At 60.3% G+C, this 25,519-nt stretch carries 21 protein-coding genes and 1 tRNA gene; 15 read left to right on the forward strand and 7 right to left on the reverse strand.

The genetic code is table 11. The features are described from left to right. The first annotated feature begins 8 nt into the window (after positions 1 to 8). From ACFORG_RS16700 to ACFORG_RS16730, 7 genes are all read left to right on the forward strand, one after another. Positions 9 to 2,705 (forward strand): benzoate-CoA ligase family protein, encoded by a 2,697-nt coding sequence (locus ACFORG_RS16700; protein ID WP_386736673.1) that lies wholly within the window; start codon positions 9 to 11, stop codon positions 2,703 to 2,705. An 81-nt stretch (positions 2,706 to 2,786) separates the two neighbouring features. Next, positions 2,787 to 3,968, forward strand: a complete 1,182-nt coding sequence (locus ACFORG_RS16705) for an ABC transporter substrate-binding protein (RefSeq protein ID WP_386736674.1) — start codon at positions 2,787 to 2,789, stop codon at positions 3,966 to 3,968. A 73-nt stretch (positions 3,969 to 4,041) separates the two neighbouring features. Beyond that, positions 4,042 to 4,965, forward strand: a complete 924-nt coding sequence (locus ACFORG_RS16710; protein ID WP_386736675.1) for a branched-chain amino acid ABC transporter permease — start codon at positions 4,042 to 4,044, stop codon at positions 4,963 to 4,965. Further along, a complete protein-coding gene (locus tag ACFORG_RS16715; protein ID WP_386736676.1) occupies positions 4,965 to 5,921 on the forward strand; it encodes a branched-chain amino acid ABC transporter permease in 957 nt (318 codons plus the stop codon). Before ACFORG_RS16710 ends, ACFORG_RS16715 begins: the two co-directional genes overlap by 1 nt. After that, entirely contained in the window at positions 5,918 to 6,664 is a 747-nt protein-coding gene (locus ACFORG_RS16720) for an ABC transporter ATP-binding protein (RefSeq protein ID WP_386736677.1), read from the forward strand. Before ACFORG_RS16715 ends, ACFORG_RS16720 begins: the two co-directional genes overlap by 4 nt. Position 6,665: 1 nt before the next feature. Further along, a complete protein-coding gene (locus ACFORG_RS16725; RefSeq protein ID WP_386736678.1) occupies positions 6,666 to 7,367 on the forward strand; it encodes an ABC transporter ATP-binding protein in 702 nt (233 codons plus the stop codon). 31 nt (positions 7,368 to 7,398) lie between these two features. Then, positions 7,399 to 7,749 (forward strand): RidA family protein, encoded by a 351-nt coding sequence (locus ACFORG_RS16730; RefSeq protein ID WP_386736679.1) that lies wholly within the window; start codon positions 7,399 to 7,401, stop codon positions 7,747 to 7,749. Here the strand turns inward: ACFORG_RS16730 and ACFORG_RS16735 are convergent. Beyond that, positions 7,746 to 8,225: a MarR family winged helix-turn-helix transcriptional regulator gene (locus ACFORG_RS16735; RefSeq protein ID WP_386736680.1), complete on the reverse strand. Its 480-nt coding sequence runs from the start codon at positions 8,223 to 8,225 to the stop codon at positions 7,746 to 7,748. The two genes, ACFORG_RS16730 and ACFORG_RS16735, sit on opposite strands and share 4 nt — an antisense overlap. Positions 8,226 to 8,448: 223 nt before the next feature. On the opposite strand from ACFORG_RS16735, the gene ectA reads away from it, so the two are divergent. From ectA to ACFORG_RS16755, 4 genes are read left to right on the forward strand one after another with little or no spacing between them, the layout of a single operon-like run. Beyond that, entirely contained in the window at positions 8,449 to 8,979 is a 531-nt protein-coding gene (gene ectA / locus ACFORG_RS16740) for a diaminobutyrate acetyltransferase (protein ID WP_386736681.1), read from the forward strand. 53 nt (positions 8,980 to 9,032) lie between these two features. Further along, on the forward strand, positions 9,033 to 10,319 hold the full coding sequence (ectB, locus tag ACFORG_RS16745) for a diaminobutyrate--2-oxoglutarate transaminase (protein ID WP_386736682.1): 1,287 nt from the start codon (positions 9,033 to 9,035) through the stop codon (positions 10,317 to 10,319). A 5-nt stretch (positions 10,320 to 10,324) separates the two neighbouring features. Then, entirely contained in the window at positions 10,325 to 10,726 is a 402-nt protein-coding gene (locus ACFORG_RS16750) for an ectoine synthase (RefSeq protein ID WP_386736683.1), read from the forward strand. A 1-nt stretch (position 10,727) separates the two neighbouring features. Then, complete coding sequence (locus ACFORG_RS16755; protein ID WP_386736684.1) at positions 10,728 to 12,149, forward strand: aspartate kinase; 1,422 nt, start codon at positions 10,728 to 10,730, stop codon at positions 12,147 to 12,149. An 8-nt stretch (positions 12,150 to 12,157) separates the two neighbouring features. Here the strand turns inward: ACFORG_RS16755 and ACFORG_RS16760 are convergent, their stop codons facing one another. After that, positions 12,158 to 13,387 (reverse strand): lytic murein transglycosylase, encoded by a 1,230-nt coding sequence (locus tag ACFORG_RS16760; protein ID WP_386737037.1) that lies wholly within the window; start codon positions 13,385 to 13,387, stop codon positions 12,158 to 12,160. A 102-nt stretch (positions 13,388 to 13,489) separates the two neighbouring features. Here ACFORG_RS16760 and ACFORG_RS16765 point away from each other — a divergent pair. The 4 genes from ACFORG_RS16765 to ACFORG_RS16780 all read left to right on the forward strand — a co-directional run bounded on the left by ACFORG_RS16765 (position 13,490) and on the right by ACFORG_RS16780 (position 18,610). Then, positions 13,490 to 13,563: transfer RNA gene (locus ACFORG_RS16765), tRNA-Gly, on the forward strand. Positions 13,564 to 13,801: 238 nt separating this feature from the next. Then, complete coding sequence (locus ACFORG_RS16770) at positions 13,802 to 15,622, forward strand: ABC transporter transmembrane domain-containing protein (RefSeq protein WP_386736685.1); 1,821 nt, start codon at positions 13,802 to 13,804, stop codon at positions 15,620 to 15,622. Between the two features lie 167 nt (positions 15,623 to 15,789). Continuing rightward, positions 15,790 to 17,679 (forward strand): acyl-CoA synthetase, encoded by a 1,890-nt coding sequence (locus ACFORG_RS16775; RefSeq protein WP_386736686.1) that lies wholly within the window; start codon positions 15,790 to 15,792, stop codon positions 17,677 to 17,679. A gap of 1 nt (position 17,680) precedes the next feature. After that, positions 17,681 to 18,610 (forward strand): alpha/beta hydrolase, encoded by a 930-nt coding sequence (locus ACFORG_RS16780; protein ID WP_386736687.1) that lies wholly within the window; start codon positions 17,681 to 17,683, stop codon positions 18,608 to 18,610. A gap of 106 nt (positions 18,611 to 18,716) precedes the next feature. On the opposite strand, the gene ACFORG_RS16785 is transcribed toward ACFORG_RS16780, so the two are convergent. From ACFORG_RS16785 to ACFORG_RS16805, 5 genes are all read right to left on the reverse strand, one after another. Beyond that, a complete protein-coding gene (locus ACFORG_RS16785) occupies positions 18,717 to 20,357 on the reverse strand; it encodes an ABC transporter ATP-binding protein (protein WP_386736688.1) in 1,641 nt (546 codons plus the stop codon). Continuing rightward, positions 20,354 to 21,169 carry an ABC transporter permease gene (locus tag ACFORG_RS16790; RefSeq protein WP_386736689.1) on the reverse strand — a complete coding sequence of 272 codons (816 nt, stop codon included), beginning with the start codon at positions 21,167 to 21,169 and terminating at the stop codon, positions 20,354 to 20,356. Before ACFORG_RS16790 ends, ACFORG_RS16785 begins: the two co-directional genes overlap by 4 nt. After that, positions 21,166 to 22,122: an ABC transporter permease gene (locus ACFORG_RS16795; protein ID WP_386736690.1), complete on the reverse strand. Its 957-nt coding sequence runs from the start codon at positions 22,120 to 22,122 to the stop codon at positions 21,166 to 21,168. The genes ACFORG_RS16790 and ACFORG_RS16795 overlap by 4 nt, the downstream gene beginning before the upstream one ends. Positions 22,123 to 22,134: 12 nt before the next feature. Further along, positions 22,135 to 23,727: an ABC transporter substrate-binding protein gene (locus tag ACFORG_RS16800; protein WP_386736691.1), complete on the reverse strand. Its 1,593-nt coding sequence runs from the start codon at positions 23,725 to 23,727 to the stop codon at positions 22,135 to 22,137. 151 nt (positions 23,728 to 23,878) lie between these two features. Then, complete coding sequence (locus tag ACFORG_RS16805) at positions 23,879 to 25,468, reverse strand: ABC transporter substrate-binding protein (protein ID WP_386736692.1); 1,590 nt, start codon at positions 25,466 to 25,468, stop codon at positions 23,879 to 23,881. Positions 25,469 to 25,519: the final 51 nt, after the last annotated feature.

Here is a 25,519-nt window from a genome sequence, read left to right on the forward strand (position 1 = left end):
AGGGGATAATGGGCCGCTTGCAAAGCGTCGACATCCTGGGCGGCGGTCCCGCTGGTCTGTACACGGCGATACTGCTCCGGCGACGAATGCCACATCTGCGTCTCCGTTTGATCGAGCAGAACCCCCGGGGAGCGACTTTCGGTTTCGGCGTCGTCTTTTCGGATCAGGCGCTGGGCTTTCTCAAGGCCGACGACCCCGAGACGCATGATCTCATCACGCCGCGTATGGAGCAGTGGCAGAATATGGTGCTCAACCATCCGGGAGGCGCGGTCACCCTTGATGGCATCGGCTTTTCCGCGATCGGTCGGTTGAAACTGATCGAATTGCTGACTGACCGCGCCCATCGGCTCGGTGTCGACATGGTGTTCGGCCAGCGTGTCAGCGATCTGGAGGCGCTTGGCGCCGACTTGGTCGTTGGCGCTGACGGGCTGAACTCGCTGGTGCGTCGCACGATGCCCGAGGCTTTCGGGGAAAGGGTTGATCATTTCTCGAACCGGTTCGCATGGTTTGGAACGCCTCGCACCTTTGACACCCTGACGCAGACCTTCATCGAAACCGAGGCGGGGCCCCTCAACGCTCATCATTATCGCTACAGCCCCGAAGCGAGCACCTTCATCGTGGAGTGCAATCCCGAAACGTATCGCGCGCTCGGGTTTGCCGAGATGGACGAAGCGCAAAGCGCCGAGCGATGCGCTGATTTGTTTTCCGAAGTACTTGAGGGCGCACCCCTGCTTACGAACAAGTCGCAATGGCGTCAGTTTCCCCGGCTTTGGTGCGACCGATGGGTGAACGGCCGCCACGTCCTTCTGGGCGACGCAGCACATACGGCACATTTTTCAATCGGATCGGGGACACGCCTTGCGATGGAGGACGCCATTGCGTTGGTGTCCGCGCTCGAAAGGCATGCGGACTGGGGCGACGCCCTGGAAGCATACCAGTCAGAACGCAGCCCCGTTGCCAAGAAGATCGTCGATGCGGCCAATACGTCGGCGCAATGGTACGAAACGTTCGGGGACAGAATGCGTCAGTCGCCGCTCGACTTCGCCTTCGACTACATTACCCGGTCCGGCAGGGTCGACATGGACAGGTTGCGCAAGATGGCGCCAGGTTTCATGGCTGCCTATGAAGAGCGAAAGCCTGCGATAATCGATCCCGTTGCCGATGATGCACCGGGAGCGGTTGAGATCGATTTCGACCGATCCGCCCATCCGAACTGCTCGGCGGTCCTGTGGGACAACCTGGAAAGGAACCCCGACAAAACTGCCCTGATCGGACCGGGCGGCACAGTGACCTACGCCCAACTTTGCCGTATGGCAGCGAGATGGGGAAACGCTTTCCTTGCACACGGGCTGGAGCGCGGTGAACGGATCGCATTCTTTCTCGATGACAGCCCCATCTTCGTTGCTGCGTTCTTTGGTGCGGTGCGGGCAGGCTTTGTGCCGGTTCTTCTCAACATCCAGACTGGTACGGAAACGCTGGCATACTTCCTGCGTGACAGCGGGGCGCGGGTCGCGCTGTGCGAGGCAGGGCTTGCCGACCGGTTTGCCGCGCAGGCTGTGGAAACGCTCGTAGGGGTGAACGGCACGGCACTGGGCTGCCGGGACAGCGCCGATTTTCTGTCGGGTCAGCCCGAGGATCTGCCATGCGCCGACACCGGACCCGACGACATGGCGTTTTGGATGTACTCCTCGGGGTCGACGGGCAAGCCCAAGGGGATCGTTCACCTGCATCACGACATGGCTTACACGCATGAGAGTTTTGGCCACCATGTTCTGCGCCTGCGCCCCGATGACGTCTGTTTTTCTGTCCCCAAGATCTATTTCGCCTACGGCTTCGGCAATGCGATCACCTTTCCCTTCTCAATCGGCGCGACGACCCTGCTAATGCCTGGCCAACCAAGCCCCGCCGGAGTTTTCGATCTGATCGAGGCTTATCGTCCAACCGTCTTTTTCGGCTTGCCGACGCTATACACCGCGCTGGCCCATTCCGAAGGGGCAGGCGCGCGCGACTTGTCCAGCCTGCGGCAATCCATGTCCGCTGCTGAAATCCTTTCTGAGGAGATACACCTGGCGTGGAAGCGTCTTGCCGGGCATGGCCCGACCGAGGGTCTGGGCTCGACCGAGATGTTGCACGTCTACCTGTCGAACCGGGTCGGGGATCATCGATACGGTGCGGCGGGTGCACCGGTGCCGGGATACGAGGTCAGGCTTCTGTCGCCGGATGGAGACGTTGTGCCGCCCGGTGAAGAGGGCGTGATGGAAGTACGCGGTCATTCTTCGGCGCCCTGCTATTGGAACCGTCCTGACAAGACCGCCGAAACCATGCGCGGCGACTGGATCCATACCGGGGATCGGTTCGTCGAGCGCGACGGATACTTCTATTTCCAGGGTCGTGCGGACGACCTGATCAAGGTGTCCGGGCAGTGGGTCTGGCCATTGGAGGTCGAGCGCTGTCTGAATGAACATCCCGAGGTTCGTGAATGCGCCGTTCTTGCCCATCAATTGCCCGACCGGCGCATGACACTGCGCGCCGTGGTGGCCTTGCGAGGAGAGAAAGGACGCGAGACGACGAGGGAACTGCAGGATTTCGTGAAACACCGACTTCAACCCTTCAAGTACCCTCGACTGGTGGAATTCGTCGCCGAACTGCCCAAGACCGGCACGGGAAAGATCGATCGGCAGGCGCTCCGGCAAACCGGCAGTTGATAAGCGCTGGCAACTCATGCTGATATGCCGACACAAGAGATATCAAAATGACGGGCCATAGCCCGCGAATGGGAGGAAGATATGAAGAAATTCGTTACCGCGGCCGTGGCCGCGAGCCTTGTGTCGGTCCCGGCATGGGCGGAAAGCGTGAAGATCGGCTTTGTCACCACACTGACAACCGGTGCGGCCGTGATCGGCAACGACATGAAGAACGCCGTGGATCTGGCGGTCGAGCATCTTGGCGGCAAGGCCGGTGATCTCGATATCGAAGTGATCTATGGCGATGATGGTTTCGCGCCCGAGACCGGCAAACAGGTGACCGACAAGCTGGTCAAGCAGGATGACGTGGATTTCGTCGCCGGCTACATCTGGAGCCACGTCCTGCTCGCGTCGCGGAAATCCGTTCTGGATGCAGGCAAGTTCCTGATCTCGGCGAATGCCGGACCTAGCCAGATGGCCGGCAAGCTGTGCCACGAAAACTTTTTCTCGACTTCCTGGCAAAACGACCAGACCCCCATGGCCATGGGGGAGGTACTGAACCGCCAGGGCGTGAACTCGCTCTACATCATGGCGCCCAACTATGCCGCGGGCAAGGATATGGTCGCCGGTGTCGAACGGACCTTCAAGGGCGAGATCCTGGGCAAGGACCTGACGAAATGGGGCGCCGATGCGCAGCTGGACTTCTCCGCGGAACTGGCCAAGGCCAAGGCATCAGGGGCAGATGGTATTTTCGTCTTTTATCCCGGTGCAGCAGGTGGCGCGTTCATCAAGCAGTACCAGCAGGCGGGACTGAAAGATGTCTTGCCGCTCTACTCGGTCTTCACGGTCGACGCGATCTCCTTGCCCAAACTTCAGGAAGCCGGGTTCGAGGCGGTGTTGGGCTCGCGTACCACGCAGGAATGGGATCCGACGCTCGACAACGAGGCGAACATGAAGTTCGTCAGCGATTTCAAAGCGAAACATGGCACGTATCCGTCGTTCTACGCGGCCCAGTCCTATGACGCGATCATGATGATCGCAGACGCGGTCGAGGCGGTTGGTGGCGACCTGTCGAATATGGACGGTATCCGTGCCGCGATGAAAGAAGCCGATTACGGCTCGGTTCGCGGCGAGTATTCCTATGGCAACAACAACCTGCCGATCCAGAACTTCTATCTTCGCGAGGTCGTAGAGGATGCTGACGGCACCTGGACAACCAAGGTCGTCGAGACGGTGTTCGAAAACCACCAGGACAGCTTTGCCGCCGAGTGCAAGCTGAACTGATCCGACCCCACGCAATGCTGCCCGACCGGGTTACCGACCCGGTCGGGTCTTTTTTCCGAGCGGAGCCGATTTCTTGGACCTGTCCCTCTTCGTCATCCAGACCCTGAACGGTGTTCAGTTGGGGTTGCTGCTGTTTCTCGTCGCCTCCGGGCTGACGTTGGTCTTTGGCATCCTCGATTTCGTGAACCTCGCTCATGCCGCGCTATACATGGTGGGCGCGTTCATCTGTGCAAGCTTCACCTTCTTTCTGGGCAATTTCCTATGGGCGGTTCTGGCCGCGCTTCCGGTCGTGGCATTCATTGGGTACCTCGTTGAGCGGTTCGTGGCCCGTCCGCTTTATACCCGTGACCATCTCGATCATGTGTTGGCAACCTTCGGCCTGATCCTTTTGATCGATACGCTGGTGCACATGATCTGGGGGCCGGCAGGCATCGCGGTTCCTTTGCCCGAATGGCTGCAAGGGCAGGTCACGCTGCCGGGCGGGATCGTTGTTCCCTCGTTCCGGCTGGTGATCATCGGCGCGGGTTTGGCGGCTGCCGGCGGCCTGTTCTGGCTAGTCAATCATACCCGTTTGGGCATGCTGATCCGCGCCGGGGCGTCCAACCGAACGATGGTCGGTGCACTGGGTATCGATATCCAGATGCTGTTTTCGCTGGTCTTTGCGCTGGGCGCGACGCTGGCCGGTCTGGCCGGCATGCTGATCGCTCCGATCACCGAGGCCTCGATGGGTATGGGAAACAGCATCATCATCACCGCGTTCGTCGTCATTATCGTGGGCGGTATCGGTTCGATGAAGGGGGCCTTCATCGCGGCGCTACTGATCGGGTTGATCGACACGCTGGGGCGCAGCTTTCTCGATGACTTGTTCAAGATCGTGATGTCGCCTGCCGCTGCCGAAACCTCGGCCCCCGCCGTATCGGCCATGCTGATCTATATTATTATGGCCTGCGTTCTTGCCTTGCGTCCGCAGGGCCTCTTTCCGCCGAAGGTGCGCTGATGCGGTCCGGATTGACTGTTGTCGTGATGGTGGTGCTCGCCGTAGTGCCGCCGCTTCTCTATTGGTATGCGAACGCGTTCTACCTCGATCTCGCCTCGCGGTTGGTGATCCTTGGGATCGCGGCCGTGAGCCTCAACCTGATCCTCGGCTACGGCGGTCTTGTCTCATTTGGCCACGCAGCCTTTGTCGGGCTCGGAGCTTATGCGGTGGGCATCCCAGCCTATCACTGGCTATATGGTGGCATGGATGCAATCGCGACGACGAACGGCTGGGTGCAGATCGCACTTGCCGTTGGTGTCAGTGCACTCTTTGCTTTTCTGACCGGCCTCGTCTGCCTGCGTACACGCGGCGTTTATTTCATCATGATCACCATGGCCTTTGCCCAGATGATCTATTACCTTATCGTTTCGATCGAGGAATATGGCGGCGATGACGGTCTGGTGATCGACACGCGATCCGAGTTTCCCTTGATCAACCTCGACGACCCGCTTCAGCTGTATTTCCTGTCCTACGTCTCGCTCGTGGTCGCGATGTTGCTGGTTCGGATGATCGTCAATTCCCGCTTCGGCATGGTGCTGCAAGGGGCCAAAGGCAACGAAGAGCGAATGATATCGCTAGGCTACAACATTTATGCCTACCGGCTGGTCGCCTACGTGATCTCGGGCGCCATGGCCGGATATGCAGGGGCCTTGCTGGGCAACTTCACGACCTTCATCAGCCCCGAGATGATGGATTGGTCCCGGTCTGGTGAACTGATGTTCATGGTGATCCTCGGTGGCTTTGCCACGACCGTCGGCCCGGTTCTAGGCGCGGTCGCCTTCATCGTTCTGGAAGAGGTTCTATCGTCCTGGACGATCTACTGGCACCTTCCGTTTGGCCTCATGTTGATCGGAGTGGTTCTGTTCGCTCGTGGCGGGTTGGTCGGCATGTTCACCAACCGTGGAGGGCGCAAATGAGCGTTCTTCTTGACATAAGCGGCTTGAACAAGAGCTTTGGTGGCATCAAGGCCACCGACAACCTGTCGCTTTCGGTGGAACAAGGCGAATTGCACGCGGTGATCGGGCCGAACGGTGCCGGCAAGACGACACTGATCAGCCAGCTCACCGGGATGCAGTTCCCAGATAGTGGCACGGTTCGCTTCAAAGGTCAGGACATTACTGGCATGGCGGCGCACAAACGCCCGCACCTTGGCATCGCGCGCAGTTTCCAGATCACGTCGCTGATCATGCAGATGAGTGTCCTCGACAATGTCGCGCTCGCGTTGCAGGCCCGCGATGGTCATTCGTTTCGCTTCTTGCGCCCCGCACGGTCCGCCCACTCGCTGCGCGAGCGGGGCAGGGCGCTTTTGGATCGCGTCGGATTGCTGGAGAAAGCCGATGCGCCAACGGCCGCGCTGTCGCATGGTGAGCACCGCCGAATGGAGATCGCGATCGCCTTGGCCTCGGAGGCCGATTTGATGCTGCTGGACGAGCCCATGGCCGGACTCGGGGCGCAGGAATCGACCGAGATGATCGAGTTGCTGCGCGCGTTGAAGGGCAAGCATACGATCCTGCTGATCGAGCATGACATGGATGCGGTTTTTGCTCTCGCCGACAGGATATCCGTTCTTGTCTATGGTCACATCATCGCTACCGGCACGCCGAGCGAAATCCGCGAAAACGACGCAGTTCAGCATGCCTATCTCGGCGAGGAGGCGTGACATGCTTGAACTGAAAGACGTCACCACCTTCTACGGGACCAGTCAGGCCCTGTTCGGAATGTCGCTTGCGCTCGAGGCTGGGCAAGTCGCGACCCTTCTCGGTCGCAATGGCATGGGTAAGACGACGACCATCAATTCGATCATGGGCATCGTCCCTGCGCAGGGCGGCTCGATCACGTTCGATGGTAAGGAGCTGCGCGGGCAGTCGAGTTTCCGCATTGCCAACTTGGGCCTCGGTCTGGTGCCGGAGGGGCGTCAGATTTTTCCCAATCTCACGCTGCGCGAGAACCTCGTCGCGACTGCGAGCAACCATCTCGATCGCCCAGACCCATGGACAGTCGAAAAAGTCTTCGCCCTGTTTCCCGAGCTTGAGCAGCGCATCGGTTCGATGGGGAACCTACTGTCGGGGGGCGAGCAGCAGATGCTGGCAATCGGGCGGGCGCTCATGACCAATCCCCGCCTGTTGATCCTCGACGAAGCGACCGAGGGCCTTGCACCGCTTGTACGCCGCAAGATCTGGGCGGCGCTGAGCAGTATCCGCGAACAGGGCACCTCGATCCTCGTGGTGGACAAGAACCTGCATGACCTCATGCGCATCGCCGACCGCCATTTCATCGTTCAACGCGGTGAAGTGGTTTGGCAGGGTGACAGTGCCGCCCTGCAGGCCGATAACGAGGCACGCAAGAATTACCTAGGCTTCTGAACGCCCATCAACCCGTCAAGGAGTTTCATCGATGTCAGACATCACCCGCCACCATACCGGTCAGCGTATGAGCCAGATCGTCATCCACGGCGACACGATCTACCTCGCTGGTCAGGTTGGAACGCCCGCGGCGAGTGTCGCGCAACAGACGCAGGATTGTCTCGACAAGATCGACAAGCTGCTCGCCGAAGCAGGGAGTGATCGGACGCGCATCCTGCAGTGCACGATCTGGCTTGCCGACATGGCTGATTTCGCCGAGATGAACGCGGTGTGGGATGCTTGGGTACCCGAGGGTCATGCACCGGCGCGGGCCTGCGGTGAGGCGAAACTCGCCACTCCTGATTTCCGGGTCGAACTCATCGTCATGGCCGCGCGCGGCTAATCGGTCGCCTGTTTGAAATCGCCGGAATCAAGAACCGGCGAGGCATCCATGTCGTCAGCGTCGAGCATACCGGCAACACGCTCAAGGCTGGCGACAAGCATGGATTGTTCCCAGTCTTCAAGTGACGAGAATTTTCGCACGAACTTTTGCTGCAAAGGGTCGGGTGCGTCGATCAGTGTCTGACGCCCTCTTTCAGTGATATGAATATCCGTCTGCCGCCGATCGCGAACGGATTTCTCTCGTACCACCATTCCCTCGCGGACCAACTTGTCGACAAGCGACGTGACCGTGGCCTGGGAAACCCGCATGCGCGTGGATATTTCCTTGGCTGTTGCCTGGCCTGACTCGGCGATGATCTGCAAGACGCGAAACTGAGCGGCGGTAACGCCGGCTGCTTTTTTCAGGTCGCGCCCGAATAGTTCGGTGGCGCGCAGAATCCTGCGCAATGCGATCAAACTGCTGTCAACTCGATCCATGATGCCTCGGTGCAGAAAAACTCCGCAAATATATAGCTATTCATGCGGTGGGCAAGATCAATTTGCTTTGTTTGTCTAACCTCCAAGAACCCCGCATTCGACGCTAATAGCGCATTCTTGTGCGAATATGCACGATCTTGTGTGAAGTTTTATTTAGCCTGTTGAAATACCTGCTGCGCCGCCGTATTTAGATGTCCGAAGTAAGCAAACTGGAGCCTGATCCATGCAACACCCGCGCGACCTCATGAACACTTCCCTGCCCAACCTGCGGCCACCGAGTGCCGAGGATGGTGCGGCGATCTGGGAATTGGTGCGCGCGTGCAAGCCGCTCGACGAAAACTCCATGTATTGCAACATGATCCAGTGCGATCACTTTGCAGACACTTGTGTAGTGGCCGAGTTGAACGGAAAAGTCGTCGGCTGGATTTCGGCTTACGTCATGCCGAACGACCCGGAAACGCTGTTCGTGTGGCAAGTCGCCGTCGGCGAGGACGCTCGCGGCATGGGTCTTGGTACTTTGATGTTGCAAAGCATTCTTGAGCGCGATGTTTGTGATGACGTTCAGCGGCTCCAGACCACGATCACCGGCGATAATGACGCGTCCTGGGCGCTGTTCCGGAAGTTCGGTCGCATCCAGGGCAGCAAGCTGGACGTGCAACCCTACTACACCCAATCGCTCCATTTCCGGAATCGGCACAAGACCGAGAACCTCGTGACCATCAAGGTTGCCGAGGAACTGGCAAGGGCTGCCTGAGCACCCGACCGGCTCCATCCATCACGAATTCCACAATTCTGAAAAGAGGTCGTATGTCTACGAAACTCTCCGATACCGCACTTTTTGCCCGACGCGAATCCGAAGCCCGCAGCTATTGCCGAGGCTTCGATACCGTCTTCACCTCCGCTCGCGGCTCCGAGATCACGGACGCCAAGGGCCGCACTTATATCGACTTTCTGGCAGGCTGCTCGTCGCTCAACTACGGGCATAACGACACCGACATGAAGCTTGCATTGATCGAGCACCTGAGCGCCGATGGTATCGCGCATGGTCTCGACCTGCATACCGATACCAAAAAGGCGTTCATCCAGGCGTTCGAGACACACATTCTCAAGCCGCGCGGCATGGATCACAAGATGATGTTCACTGGTCCGACGGGGGCCAACGCTGTCGAGGCCGCGATGAAGATCGCACGGAAGTCCACCGGCCGGACCGAAGTCGTTGCCTTTACGAATGGCTTTCACGGCGTGACACAGGGCGCGCTGTCCGCTACCGGCAACGGCTATCACCGCGGTGGTGCTGGCACGTCCCTCAACGGCGTCACGCGTCTGCCTTTCGATGGTTACATGGGCGAAGACGTCGATACGGCCGACCTGCTTGAGGCGATGCTGAACGACGCGTCCTCAGGGCTTGACGCACCTGCCGCGATCATGTTCGAGACCGTTCAGGGCGAGGGCGGGCTGAACGCCGCGCGGCCCGAATGGATTACCCGCGTTGCAAAGCTTGCAAAAGAGCATGGCGCGCTGTTGATCATCGACGATGTGCAGGCAGGGTGCGGTCGCACGGGAGGTTTCTTCTCCTTCGATGGTATGGATGTCATGCCCGACATCGTGACAATGGCCAAGTCGATCTCGGGCTTTGGTTTGCCGATGGGGCTGGTCCTTGTCCGCCCGGACGAAGATGTCATGGGACCTGCCGAACACAACGGAACGTTCCGCGGCAACACCCATGCATTTGTCACCGCGCGTGTCGCCATCGAGAAGTTCTGGGCCGATGACGCCTTTCTGGGTGACATCACCCGCCGTGCGAAGATCGTCGAAGAAGGGCTCGAGGCAATCGCCAGCATGGTCGACGGTGCCTACCTTAAAGGACGCGGAATGATGCGCGGCGTTGATGTCGGGACCGGTGAACTGGCTGGTGAGATCTGCGCCAAGGCCTTTGAAAATGGTCTGATCGTCGAGACCTCCGGCTCTGACGACGAGGTCATAAAGATCCTCGCGCCGCTCACGACCCCCGACGAGACCCTGCGCAGGGGTCTGGACATCCTAATCGCCGCCGCCGCCGAGGTGACCGGTGCCAACAAGATCGCAGCGGAGTAACGGCAATGATCGTAAGAGATTTCAACAAGATCGTAGAAAGCGAACGCGATCGGGTGGTATCGGATGCCAACTGGACAAGCGTGCGTATGCTGCTTGCCGGGGACGGGATGGGTTTCTCGTTCCACATCACCTTCCTTGACGCAGGTTCTGAGCACGTTTTCGAGTACAAGAACCATTTCGAGAGCGTTTACTGCATGCAGGGCAGCGGTTCGATCACTGATCTTGCCACTGGCGAGACGCATGAGATCAAACCCGGCGTCATGTATGCGCTCGACAAGCACGACCGGCACCGGCTGAAGGCTGACGAGGAACTCGTGATGGCGTGCTGCTTCAACCCGCCCGTATCGGGCAACGAAGTGCACCGCGAGGATGGCTCTTACGCCGCGCCGGAGGAACTGGAGGCCTGATATGGCTCATACGGTAGAAAAGATCGGCGGGACATCCATGTCCCGCCTGAATGAACTTAAGGACACCCTGTTCATCAGGAAAGGCAAGCCGGATTACGGTCGCGTTTTCGTCGTTTCGGCCTTTGGCGGCATCACGAACTTGCTCTTGGAGCACAAGAAGACGGGTGAGGCGGGTGTCTATGCCCGGTTCGCCAACGCTGACGATGATTTCGGCTGGCACGAGGCGCTCAACCGTGTCGCCAAGGCGATGACCGAGGCGCATGAGGGCGTACTCGACAATCCCGGCGACGTGGCCCAAGCGTCTGCTTTTGTGCAGGAGCGGATCGAAGGGGCGCGGAATTGCCTGATCGATCTTCAGCGCCTGTGCTCCTACGGCCATTTCCGCCTGAACGAGCATTTGCTGCATATCCGTGAGCTGTTGTCGGGTCTGGGGGAGGCACATTCTGCCTTTGTCGCGACCCTTCTTTTGCAGCGCGCCGGTGTGAATGCGCGTCTCGTGGATCTGTCCGGGTGGCGTGACGAGACCGAAATGACGCTGGACGAGCGGATCGGCTCCGCCATGCAGGGGATCGACCTGCAGAACGAGATGCCGATCGTCACGGGCTATGCGCAGTGCAGCGAAGGTCTGATGCGCGGGTACGACCGCGGTTATTCCGAGGTGACGTTTTCCCAGTTGGCTGCGCAAACCGGCGCTGACGAGGCGATCATTCACAAGGAATTCCACCTGTCCTCGGCAGATCCGAAACTTGTCGGCCCGGATGCAGTGCGTACGCTGGGTCATACCAATTATGACGTGGCGGACCAGATGGCCAATCTTGGGATGGAGGCTATTCATCCTTCGGCGGCCAAGACGCTGCGCCAGGCCGGAGTGCGCCTTCGCGTAGCCAATGCGTTCGAACCGGATCACCCCGGCACCCTGATCGACGATCAGCCGGCCGCGGCGCCGGGCGTAGAGATCGTGACCGGTCTTGACATCATCGCGCTGGAACTGTTCGAGCAGGACATGGTCGGGGTCAAAGGGTACGACGCTGCCATTCTCGAGGTTTTGCGCCGTCACGACGTGCGGATCGTGTCCAAGGTTTCGAACGCCAACACGATCACGCATTACGTGGATGCCTCGCTCAAGGTCTTGCGCAGGGTCGAGAACGACCTGTCGCAGATCTATCCGCAGGCCGAGATCGCCACACGCAAGCTCGCACTGGTGTCGGTAATCGGGCGCGACCTGAGTGGCTTGTCCGTGCAATCCCGCGGTCTGCAGGCCCTGTCGCAGGCCAGCATCGAGCCGCTTGGTGCCTCCCAAGGCCTGCGCAACGTCGAGACCCAGTTCATCATCGAGCGAAATGAACGAGGCGATGCGATCAAAGGTTTGCACGATGTTTTTTTCGGTGACGCGACCAAGGAAAGCTACGCACTGGTCGCGTGATCCCGAGACTACCGGAGGGCGGTTTTCATGCCGGCCTCCGGGAAACAGGTCGCGGCACGGCCATTGGCCTCTTGCCAGCGTCCAATCGAACGGCGTGTTTTGAAGCCCGGCAAGCCGTCTGCCCCGCCCACGTCGTGGCCCATCCGTTCCAAAGCCCTTTGCATGACCGCAACGTCCGAGCGGTAGAGTCCGCCCACGTTTCCCCAAGTGGCACTGAACCCGCCGACGCCGAATTCGATTCTGTCTCCTACATGACCAACGAAAAGGGCGTAGAGGTCGCTCATGTTGTAGTCCTTGAGGACATAGAAGTTCGGGGTGACGATAAAGGCCGGACCATTCCGTCCCGCCGGCATCAGCAAATAGCCCTTGCCCCTGCGTTCATGCTCGGGAAAGGGGCGGCCCGAGACGCGTGAAATCCCCATTGTCTCCCAGTCCGCAATATTGCGACCCTGATCCGGCCCCTCCAACGTGCAGGAGACACTCTGGGGCACGTTCACCTCGAAGCCCCAATCGCGCCCGCTCACCCAGCCATGTTCGTCAAGGTAGCGAGCGATCGACGCGATCGTGTCGGCTTCGGATCCCCAGATATCAGCACGCCCGTCACCATCTCCGTCAGCGGCATAATCCAGAAAACTCGTCGGCATGAATTGTGGTTGCCCCAGTGCCCCGGCCCAGCTGCTTTTCATGCCGCGTGCGGGTTTGTGTCCGGCTTCGGCAATGCGCAACGCGGCAATCAGCTGATCGGTGAAGTAGGGCGCGCGCGTGCTCATGAAGCCCTTGGTGCCGAGAACCTGAAAAGCATCGTGAGGTATCGCAACTCGGCCATAGCCGCTTTCACGTCCCCAGATACCCAGAATGATGCGCCCGGGCACGCCCGTCTGTTCTTCGGCGCGCGCCAGCGTACCGGCATGCCGCCGGGCCATCTGCCGGCCGACCGAAGTCGCGCCATTGACCGATCCCTGACTGAAATACTTGGCTGGTGACCCGAATTCGGCCTGACTTTGTCGCTTGGGCGTTTGCGGTTTCGTTCCGGGAGGAACGAGGTCAGGCAGTTTCCAGTTCAAGTGAACGCCTTTGAAGGCCTTTTCAAAGGTGTCGCGCGAAACGCCTTCGGACCGGGCGCGCGGCCATACCGTCTGCTCCAGCCAGGCGCGAAACTGTGTTTCCACCTTCTGACGATTCTGGGCATTGGCGGGCAGTGCCAAGGCAAGTGCAACGAACAGGCAGAGGGCACGAATGACCACCAAGGCAAGCTCCTGAAGGATCGGAAGATCGGTGCAAACTATGCGCCGATTGCGGTTGACGATAGGATCGCGATGAATTACCCAATCGAGACCCGAGCGGGTATAGCATAATGGTAATGCACCAGCCTTCCAAGCTGTGTATGTCGGTTCGATTCCGTCTACCCGCTCCAAAAAACCTCAAGCCCTTTCACCCATAACCAATAGATGATGTCTGCCGTCACCGTTCTGGCGTCGGTTGGGGCTGCGCTTGGCTGCTCAGCCGTTGTTCCTCGCTTTCGCACGCGCGTCAAATCATCCGAATCCAGCGGTCAAAGGTCTACGGCGCTTGACCCTTTCGGCTTCGGGGGTCATGAAACAGCCCGACCGCCGCAACCGCGCCGGGGACCAATGAGCTTGCGAAGGAACGACATGGCACGATCCACGACCGCGCGCACCGCACAACCCGGCGCACCGGGCGCGACCGAAGACCGGGCGCGGTCGCGCAAGATCGGTGTCCTCAAGGCGCTGTGGCCATTCATGCGCCCTTACAAGCTGATGATGGCGGGGGCGTTGCTGGCATTGGTGCTGACGGCGGCAATGACCCTGACCCTGCCGCTGGCCGTCCGTCGTGTCGTGGATCACTTCCGGATCGAAGACGGCACCTTGCTGGACCAGTACTTCCTCGCCGCGCTGGGCATCGCCGCCGTGCTGGCCGCCGGCACCGGTATCCGCTACGCGCTGGTGACCCGGCTGGGTGAACGTGTCGTTGCCGACATCCGCAAAGCCGTGTTCAACCGCGTCATCGGCATGAGTCCCGAGTTTTACGAGCGCATCATGACCGGTGAAGTGTTGAGCCGGATCACCACTGACACGACACTGATCCAGTCGGTTCTGGGATCGTCCGTGTCGATCGCACTTCGTAACGCGTTGATGTTTGTCGGCGGGCTTGTGCTGATGCTTCTGACCTCGGCCAAGCTGACGGGAATGGTTTTGCTGATCATCCCTCTGGTCGTGGTGCCGATCCTCATCCTCGGACGCCGGCTGCGCAAGATCAGCAGAGAAAACCAGGACTGGATTGCGGCGTCTTCCGGGAACGCAGGAGAAGCCTTGAGCGCGGTTCAGACGGTGCAGGCCTTTACCCACGAAGCGGCGAGCCGTTCGCGGTTCGGAGACATTACCGAAACGTCTTACAATGTCTCCGTGCGTCGTATCCGGACCCGGGCCGTGCTGACGGTCATCGTCATCTTTCTTGTCTTCGCCGGGATCGTCGGCGTTCTGTGGATGGGAGCCAATGCGGTGCGCGCCGGGACCATGACCGAAGGCACGCTGATCCAGTTCGTGATTTACTCGGTGATCATGGCGGGTTCGGTCGCGGCCTTGTCCGAGATCATGGCCGAATTGCAGCGTGCGGCGGGTGCCACCGAGCGGCTGGTCGAACTGCTGGCCGTGGACGACACGGTCCTTGACCCCTCCACGCCGCGCACCTTGTCCCGACCGGTGCAGGGCGCCATCGGGTTCGAGGATGTGACGTTCCGTTATCCCTCGCGCCCCGAGACGGTCGCCCTCGACGGCCTGAGCCTCAGCGTCGTGCCTGGTGAAACGGTGGCGTTCGTCGGACCTTCGGGGGCAGGCAAAACGACGGTAATTCAGATGATCCTGCGGTTTTACGATCCCGAGGCCGGGCGCGTGACACTGGACGGGGTAGATCTGCGGCAGGTAGCCCGGGGAGATTTCCGCCAGCATGTCGCGCTCGTTCCTCAGGATCCCGTCATTTTTGCTGCGACCGCACGAGAAAACATTCGTTTTGGTCGGCCCGATGCGACCGATGCAGAGGTCGAAGCGGCGGCGCGTGCCGCAGCCGCGCATGATTTCATCAGCGCCTTGCCAGATGGGTACGATGCCTATGTTGGCGAGCGCGGCGTGATGCTTTCTGGCGGTCAGAAGCAACGTATCGCCATCGCACGGGCCATCCTCCGCGATGCTCCGGTCCTGTTGCTGGACGAGGCCACCTCAGCACTGGATGCGGAAAGCGAACGGGCTGTCCAGCAGGCAGTGGACGAGTTGAGTGCCGGGCGCACGACGCTGATCGTTGCGCACCGACTGGCGACGGTCAAGAAAGCCGACCGTATCGTGGTCATGGATGCTGGCCGGATCGTTGCTCAGGGCACGCATGACGAACTGGTCGGGCAGGGCGGGCTTTATGCCCGTCTTGCGCGGCTCCAGTTCACCGATGGCGTCGCCGCAGAATAGGATGACGCCCCGGCACTTGGTCTTTCGCCGCAGCGTCATTCTACAAACGGAGCGTTTCGCGCGATAAACCCCCGGCTTGCGTCCAGAGCCAAATGACCACATCTTCTGGACAGCATAACACATGCCGCCCGTCTGGGAGAGACGGGCAGAAACCGGGGAGGATACCGATGGCCTTTGTGGGGATGGACGACAAGCTTCGCGTCGAAAACGAAATGCCGTGGTCGGATCGCGATCTTCCCGACACGCTGCACAAGCTCTTGTCACGCACTGCCAAGCGGTTTCCAAACCACAAATCGGTCAGTTTCCAGCTTCTTTCGGGCCCCAAGGACAAGGCGGAAACGCTTACCTGGTCGCAGCTTCTGGAAAAGACGAACCAGGCAGCCAACCTTTTCCGCTCGCTGGGTGTGAAAGAAGGCGACGTCGTCGCCTATGTCATGCCCAATTGCAATGAGACTCTGATCACGATGCTTGGCGGTGCGGTTGCGGGGATCGTGAACCCGATCAACCCGCTTCTGGAGCCCGAGCAGATCGCGTCCATCCTGCGCGAGACGAACGCGAAGGTCGTCGTGACGCTCAGGCCGTTCCCCAAGACGGATGTCGCACAGAAGGTTGCCGAGGCGGTTCGCCATGCACCAAATGTCAACACGGTGCTCGAGGTCGATCTGAACCGTTACCTCACCCCTCCGAAATCTTGGATCGTTCCGCTGGTCCGTCCCAAGATGGAAAACAAGCAGCATCTCGCCCACGCTGACTATCTCAACTTCAACCGTGAACTTGCCAAGCAGCCCAAGACGCTGAACTTCGCGGATTCCGATGGCGACAGGGTCGCCTGCTATTTCCATACCGGTGGCACGACGGGCATGCCGAAAGTGGCCCAGCACAAATATTCCGGCATGATCTATAATGGCTGGATCGGGCACTCCCTTCTCTTCACCGAAGAGGACAACATCATGTGTCCTCTGCCGCTGTTCCACGTCTTTGCCTGCCACGTGATCGTAATGGCCGCAGTCGCCTCGGGCGCGCATGTCGTTTTCCCGACGCCGGCCGGCTATCGCGGCGATGGGGTGTTCGACAATTTCTGGAAACTGATCGAACGGTGGAAGATCACCTTCATCATCACGGTTCCGACCGCAATCTCTGCCAAGATGCAGCGCCCTGTCGATGCCGATGTCTCGACGGTCAAAACCGCCTTTTCCGGCTCGGCCCCGCTGCCGGTCGAGTTGTTCAAGCGTTTTGAAAAGGCGACCGGCGTGAACATTGTCGAGGGGTATGGCCTGACCGAGGCGACCTGCCTTGTGTCGTGCAACCCTGTTGATGGCGAGAAAAAGATAGGGTCTATCGGCATTCCGTTCCCCTATACCGACGTGAAGATCATCAAGACGACGCCCGATGGGCCGGTAGAATGCGCAGTCGACGAAATCGGCGAGATCTGCATCTCGAACCCCGGGGTCTATGCCGGCAACACCTATACCGAAGAGGATAAGAACCGGGATCTTTACCATTACGGTACACATCTTCGTACCGGGGACTTGGGCCGCGTCGATGGCGATGGGTATCTGTGGATTACCGGTCGGGCCAAGGACCTGATCATTCGCGGCGGCCACAACATCGATCCAGCAGAGATCGAGGAAACGCTGCTTGGACATGACGCCGTGGCCTTTGCCGGTGCCATTGGCCAGCCTGATGCCCATTCGGGCGAGGTGCCTTGTGCCTTTGTCGAACTTGTCGACGGTGGCAATGTCACCGAAGAGGAGTTGATGGAGTACTGCAAGGTGCACGTGCACGAGCGTGCCGCGATCCCCAAGCACATGACCATTATGCCCGAACTTCCCAAGACCGCTGTAGGCAAAATCTTCAAGCCGGACTTGCGCAAGCACGCAATCACCCGCGTGTACAATGGTGCGCTCGAAGAGGCGGGTGTCAAGGCCCGTGTTGTCAGCGTGATCGACGACAAGAAGCGCGGACTCGTCGCCCAGCTTGATCAGAACGGGTCCAACGAGGAAGACGTGTCCAAGGTGCTTGGCGCCTATACCCGACCCTGGGAATGGGCCGCGTGATATGGCGGATTACGACCGGTTGATCGACGAGGAGACCTGGACATTCATCCGCCGCACGTTGGAGAGCTATCCCGAGGATGCGGTTGGCCTCTCCATCGAGGATCAGCGCCGCGTCTATGACGAGATGTGCCGGGAGTTTCACACCGGTTATCCCGCTGGAGTCAATGCCGAGGATTTCTCGGCAAATGGCGTTCCAGTCCGCGTGTACACGGCAGGCTCCCCGTCGCGGACAGTGGTCTTCTACCACGGAGGCGGGTTCGTCGTTGGCGGCCTTGAAAGCCATGACGATGTATGTGCCGAAATCTGTTTTGAAACCGGGTACCGCGTCGTATCGGTCGATTACCGCCTTTGCCCAGAGTTCCGGCACCCGGTCCAGTTTGAAGACAGCTGGACCGCGACCGAGTGGGCCGCGGTCGAATACGATGCCCCGCTCGTCCTTGCGGGCGACAGTGCGGGCGGCAATCTAGCGGCCTGCGTAGCCCATCATGCGCGCGGGCGCCTGTCACAGGTTTTGGGGCAGGTTCTCATCTACCCGGGACTTGGCGGTGACATGTCAGCCCCGTCCTACAGTGAACATGCCAACGCTCCGCTCCTGACGCGCGACGACATCGCCTTTTACATGACCGTCCGGTTCCACGGCGAAAAACCCGAAAATGATCCCACTTTTGCGCCTTTGCAGGACACCGACTATTCGGGCCTGCCCCCTACGGTCGTGATCTCGGCCGATTGCGACCCGATCCGCGACGACGCAGGCGCATACCGCGACAGGATCAGGGCGGCCGGGGGAAAGGCCGAGTGGATCAACGAACCCGGCCTCGTGCATGGGTATCTGCGCGCGCGCAAGACGGTCGGCCGGGCCCGCGACAGTTTCGAACGGATCTGCGTGGCGATCGAGGCCCTGGGTCAGGACATCTGGCCGTACAACCCGTAGCCCGAATTGCTCCAGCCAAATTGTGCGCCTGCGGCGCTCACGATTAGCGGCGCGCGATCGCGCGCCGCAGTATTGCCGTGGCGGGTTGCCCTGACGCAGGCAACGATCAGTTGCCCGCGCTTTCCATCTTGCGGTGGGCGACCACTTCTTCAAGCCAACCCAGTTTCATCTCCGGAACGGAGCTTAGCAAAAGGTCGGTATAGTCGTCGAAGGGAGGGCTCAACACCTCGGATTTCGAGCCGTACCGCACCACGCGGCCTTGGTACATTACAGCGATCGAGTCGCTGATCGCGCGCACCGTGGCAAGGTCATGGGTGATGAAAAGATAGGCTACATCCTCGATCTTCTGCAAATCGAGCAAGAGTTTGAGTATCCCGTCGGCAACCAGCGGATCCAGCGCCGAAGTCACCTCGTCACAGATGATCATCCTGGGCTTTGCCGCCAACGCGCGAGCGATGCACACGCGCTGTTTCTGACCGCCTGAAAGCTCGGCCGGGTAACGGTCGATGAACCCGTCTCCCAGTTCGATTTCGTCGAGCAGTTCCTGGATGCGACGACGTTTCTCGGCGCCGCGCATGTTGAAATAGAACTCAAGAGGACGCCCGATGATCGTGCCGACGGTCTGACGCGGGTTCATTGCCACGTCTGCCATCTGGTAGATCATCTGCAATTCGCGCAGGTCTTCCCGCGACCGCCCGGCGAGGTCGGAACTGAGCGTTCGTCCCGCGAAATGGATCTGCCCCTCGCGAGGGGGGAGCAGGCCGGTGATCACGCGGGCCAGCGTGGACTTCCCGGATCCGGATTCGCCGACAACGGCAAGGGTTTGCCCTGGGTGAAGGTCGACATTGACGTTGTGCAGAACATCGAAATTCAGACCGCGATAGCGCGCACTGATCCCTTCGACCCGCAGAACGGGTTCGGGTGTAGGGGCCTTTTCCTCGTGTTCGATGGAGCGTACGGAAACCAGCGCCTGAGTGTACTCTTCCTGCGGGTGGTTAATGATCTGGTCGGTCTCACCGTACTCGACCATGTCACCCATCCGCAGCACCATGATATCGTCGCTGACCTGGGCCACGACAGCAAGGTCGTGGGTAATGTAGAGCGCGGCTACGCCAGTGTCCCGGATGGCCTCCTTGATGGCCATCAGCACGTCGATCTGGGTGGTCACGTCAAGCGCGGTGGTCGGTTCGTCGAACACGACCAGATCCGGTTCCGGACAAAGCGCCAGAGCGGTCATGCAGCGTTGCAACTGGCCGCCCGAGACCTGGTGAGGGTAGCGCTCTCCGATATTCTCGGGATCGGGCAAGCCCAGCTTGGCGAACAGGGTGCGGGCGCGTTCCTCGGCTTCCTTGCGAGAGAACTTCTTTTGCTCCACGGCGGCTTCGACGACCTGATCCATGATCTTTTTCGCCGGATTGAAGGAGGCAGCAGCCGATTGCGAAACGTAAGTCACCTCGCCACCGCGCAGGCGACGGACATCGCGCAGCCCGGATTGCAGGATATCGCGGCCGTTGACCCAGACCTCCCCGCCGGTTATGCGCACACCGCCCCGGCCATATGCCATGGCAGCAAGCCCGATGGTCGACTTGCCCGCGCCGGATTCCCCGATCAACCCCAGGACCTTTCCGCGCTCTAGATCGAAGCTCACGCCATGCACGATCTCGATGTCGTGCGGCTTTTCTCCCGGGGGATAGACCGTTGCGCCGATCTTGAGGTTGCGGACCTTGAGAAGCGTATCGTCGCTCATCCACGGCCTCCTTTCAGCGATGTGGTGCGGTTCAGAACCCAGTCAGCAACGAGGTTGACCGAAATGGCCAGTGTCGCGATGGCAAATGCCGGGATCAAGGCCGCGGGAATACCGTACACGATACCCTCCTTGTTTTCTTTCACGATACCGCCCCAATCGGCTTCGGGCGGTTGGACGCCCAGACCGAGGAAGGACAGCGTCGAAACGAAAAGCACCATGAAGATGAAGCGCAGGCCCATCTCGGCGACCAGCGGCGAAAGCGCATTGGGCAGGATCTCCCGAAAGATGATCCAGCCGCGCCCCTCGCCGCGCAGCTTTGCGGCCTCGACGTAATCCATCACGTTGATGTCCACGGCAACGGCACGTGCCAGTCGATAGACGCGTGTTGAGTCCAGCAGACCCATCACCACAATCAGGACCGGGATGGTCACCGGCATTACCGACAGCACGACCAGAGCAAAGATAAGCGACGGGATGGACATGATCAGGTCGACGAACCGGGACAGAACCTGATCCATCCAGCCGCCGAGCACAGCGGCAAGGAAACCCAGAACCGACCCGGTCACAAAGCTAAGAATGGTGGCGGCAGTCGCGATGAAGATCGTCGTGCGACCACCATAGATCATCCGGCTGAGAAGATCGCGCCCGATATTGTCGGTGCCCAGCAGGAACTCGGACGAGGAGGGCTCCCAGACGTCGCCCACAACCTCGGCCATGCCGTAGGGGGCGATGAGCGGCGCGAAGATCGCGATCACGAAATAGAGGGCGGTGAAGAACAGCCCGATCATTGCGGAAATGGGAATGTTCTTCATTTTGGATGCCTCAGCCTTGGATTGGCGAGGATCGACACGATGTCGGCGATCATGTTGAGCCCGATATAGACGGCGGCAAAGATCAGCCCGCAGGCTTGCACCACGGGAACGTCACGCTTGGACACGTGATCGACCAGGTACTGACCCATGCCGGGGTAGACAAAAACCACCTCGACCACGACGACGCCAACCACAAGGTATGCAAGGTTGAGCATGACCACGTTCACGATCGGCGCAATGGCGTTGGGGAAGGCGTGGCGATAGATCACCTGGAAGCTCGAAAGACCCTTGAGTTCGGCCGTCTCGATATACGCCGACTGCATCACGTTCAGGATGGCAGCGCGGGTCATGCGCATCATGTGCGCCAGCACGACGAGCGTCAGGACAATAACCGGGAGAGCGATGGCCTGCAGCTTCTGACCAAGGCTCATGTGGTCGCCGATCATCGCAACCGAGGGCGCCCAGCCCAGTTGAACCGCGATGAAGAACATCAACAGGTAACCGATCAGGAACTCCGGGATCGAGATCGAGGCGAGTGTCACCGCCGAAATCAGCTTGTCAGGCCAGCGATCCTTGTAACGTACCGCGATGAGGCCAAGAAAAATCGCCAGCGGGACCGAGATGACCGCCGCCCAGAAGGCCAGGAACAGTGTGTTCGACAGGCGTTGGCCGAGGCTCTCGGCGATATCGCGCCCGTTGGTCAGCGCCGTACCCAGGTCACCCTGAAGCGCGCCGAACAACCAGTCGAAATAGCGTTGGACGGGCGGATCGTTCAGGCCGAGCTCCTCGCGCAGGTTGGCGAGGCTTTCGGGCGTTGCGGACTGGCCGAGGATGGATTGTGCCACGTCGCCCGGCAGGATCATCGTTCCCGCGAAGATCAGAACCGAGGCGGCAAGAAGCAGGAGGAGGCCCAGCACAAGGCGCTGGGCAACCAATTTAACGACAGGATGCATATGGACGGCCCATCACGCCTTGAGCCAGCATTTGACGCCGACAAGGCCGTTCATCGTGCCGAGGTTCGGGTCCGCGACCCACCCGCCCAGATTGGTCGAGATACCTTCGATGAAATCGTTGAACATCGGGCAGATCAGGCCGCCTTCGTCGCGGATCATCTGACCCATCTGGGAGTAAAGCTCCTTGCGCTTGCCTTCGTCGAGTTCGCCACGCGCCTCCAGCAGCATCGCGTCGAATTCCTCGCGCTTCCAGCGGGTGTCGTTCCAGTCGGCGGTCGACAGGTAGGCCGTGGTGTACATCTGGTCCTGCACGGGGCGTCCACCCCAGTAAGAGGCGCAGAAGGGCTGCTTGTTCCAGACTTCGGACCAGTACCCGTCGCCGGGTTCGCGCTTGATCTCGAGCGGAATGCCGGCGGCCTGGGCGGTTTGCTGGAACAGCGATGCCGCGTCGACCGCACCGGGGAAGGACACGTCCGAAACCCGAAGAACGATGGGCGAGCCGTCATGGCCGGACTTGCTGTAATGCTCCTTGGCCTTCTCGATGTCGAACTCCCGCTGGGGGATGCTTTCGTCGAAAAGCGGGTAAGAGGCATTGATGGGCATGTCATTGCCCAGCGTGCCGAAGCCGCGCAGCACCTTGTCAAGGATATCGGCCCGATCGAGCGAGTATTTCAGGGCGAGCATGAGGTCGTTATTGTCGAATGGTGCAGTGTCGACATGGGCGATGAACACGTAATGCCCGGGACCGGAAACGCTCTTTACCTCGACATTCGGGGCGCGTGCCAGCAGGTTCGCGATCTTTGGCTCGACCCGGTTGATCACATGTACCTGTCCGGATTGCAGGGCCGCTGTCCGCGCCGTGGCATCGTTCAGAACGATCACCTCGATCTGGTCGGCGTGACCGCGCGAGGAGTCCCAGTAGTTGGGGTTCTTCTTGAACACGTGGCGCACGCCCGGCTCATCCGCCTCGACCGTGTATGCGCCGGTCCCGATCCCAGAGGCGGGATCGTCCATGCCGCCGTCGGGCTGGATCATCAGGTGGTAATCGGCCAGCAGGTAGGGCAGGTCGGCATTCGGCGTGTCCAGCTCGACGATGAAGTTGTCGCCATCGGCTTTCATGTCCGAGATTCCGCGCATGATACCCAACGCACCGGATTTCGCGTCCTCGTTGGAGTGGCGCTGCATCGTTTTCAGCACGTCCTCGGCGGTCATCGTCTTTCCGTTGTGGAACTCGACGCCCTGACGGATCTTGAAGACCCATGTCTTTGCGTCGGACGAGGCTTCTACGCTTTCGGCAAGACGGTTCTCGATCCCGCCGTCAGGTGTGACTTCGGTCAGGTAATCGCCGATGGTTTTGAGGTTCAGTGTCGGCACCTGCGAAGCCGCCAGCGCCGGGTCGAGCGAATTGGTGCTTTCACCGCCGACCGAACCGATCCGCAGCGTTCCGCCTTTCACGGGTTCTTCGGCGCGTGCGGCGCTGGCAAACAGGCTGCTCGCCATCGCAGCGCTTACGCCGAGTGCCGCAGCGCGTCCCATGAACTCGCGACGGCTCATCTTGCCCTCACTCACGCGGGCTTTCATGTAGTCGAGTTGCTGTTCTGACATGTCTGATCTTCCCCGTTGATAGTGTCGCCGATCATTGCGGCATCTCGTGTGGCCAATGCATCTTTCGGAGCGTTGGCCTTAGGGGCGCCGCCCGGAATGGTTCGGGCAGCGCAATCTGGTGGGCGCAAAGGCGCATGAAGGTCGGGCGCGATCAGCCCTTCCAGGTCTTCTTGAACGCGTACCAGTTCATCTGCGGCCCGTTCGGATCGGATTCCCAGCCCTGTACTTCGGTGCTGACCGCGTCGATGAAATCGTTGAACATCGGCAGGATGAGGCCGCCCTCGTCACGCAGCATCCGGCCCATCTTGGAATAGATTTCCTTGCGCTTGGTTTCGTCCAGTTCCGCCCGCGCGTCGAAAAGCATCGCGTCGAATTCCTCGCGCTTCCAGCGGGTATCGTTCCAGTCGGCGGTCGACAGGTAGGCCGTTGTGTACATCTGGTCCTGAACGGGGCGTCCACCCCAGTAAGAGGCGCAGAAGGGCTGCTTGTTCCAGACTTCCGACCAGTACCCGTCATTCGGCTCGCGCTTGATCTCGAGCGGGATGCCTGCAGCCTGCGCGGACTGCTGGAAGAGCGAGGCCGCGTCCACCGCCCCGGGAAAGGCGCCATCGGCTGTCCGCAGGATGATCGGAGAGCCGTCATGCCCGGATTTCTTGTAGTGTTCGGCAGCCTTCTCGAGGCTGTGCTCGCGCTGCGGGATGCTGTCGTCGAAAAGCGGGTAGGCCGCGTTGATCGGCATATCGTTTCCGACGCCGCCATAGCCGCGCAGGATCTTGTCGACCAGTTCGCCGCGGTTGATGGCATACTTCAGAGCCAGCCGCAGTTCGTTCTCGTCGAACGGTGCGGTGTCGACATGCATGATGAACACGTAATGCCCGCGGCCCGAAACGTTGCGGACGGCCAAGTTGGGTGCACGGTCCAGCAGCTGGGCGATCTTGGGCTCGACCCGGTTGATCGCGTCCACCTGCCCGGATTGCAGCGCCGCAGTGCGCGCGGTCGCGTCGTTCAGCGTGATGATTTCACTCATCTCGTAATGTGCCACACCATCACCACCCCAGTAATTGGGGTTGCGCTTGAACGTCATGCGAACGCCGGGTTCGTCGGTTTCCAGCGTGTAGGCACCGGTACCGATCGCGGCATTGGGGTCGTCAAATCCGCCATCGGGCTGAATCACAAGGTGATAGTCGCTGATCAGATATGGCATGTCCGCGTTGCCGACACCCAGCGTCAATTCGAACACGTCTCCATCGACGCGCATCTCCTCGATGCCCTCGACAATACCGAGCGCGCCGGATTTCGAATCCTCGTTCGTGTGACGCTCCATCGTGCGCATCACGTCTTCGGCCGTCACCGTCTTGCCGTTGTGGAACTCGACGCCCTGCCGGATCTTGAAGCGCCATGTGCGCGCGTCAGAAGAGCCTTCCCAGCTTTCCGCGAGCAGCGGTTCAAGCGAGCCGTCGGCGTTCACCTCGACCAGTGTCTCGCCCCAGTGCCGCCCACCGGCGATGGGCACGTCCGAGGCATAAAGCGCTGGGTCCTGCGTGTTGGTGCTTTCGCCGCCCTGGACCCCCATGCGGAAAGTGCCGCCCTTGACCGGCCCAGCTGCCGCCGCCGCGTCGGCATAGAGGCTGCCAGCAACGACAGCGCTGACACCCAGCGCGGCTGCGCGGCCCATGAATTCGCGGCGGGTCATGCGACCGGCGGTTACCCGCCCGGCCATGTATTCGAGTTCGTTGTTCATTCAGTTCTCCCTGGTGTCCCCGCGCCGTTTTGGCGCTTATTATTGATCCTC

This window comes from Lutimaribacter marinistellae, from assembly GCF_042648365.1.
Taxonomy (GTDB): Bacteria; Pseudomonadota; Alphaproteobacteria; order Rhodobacterales; family Rhodobacteraceae; genus Lutimaribacter_A; species Lutimaribacter_A marinistellae.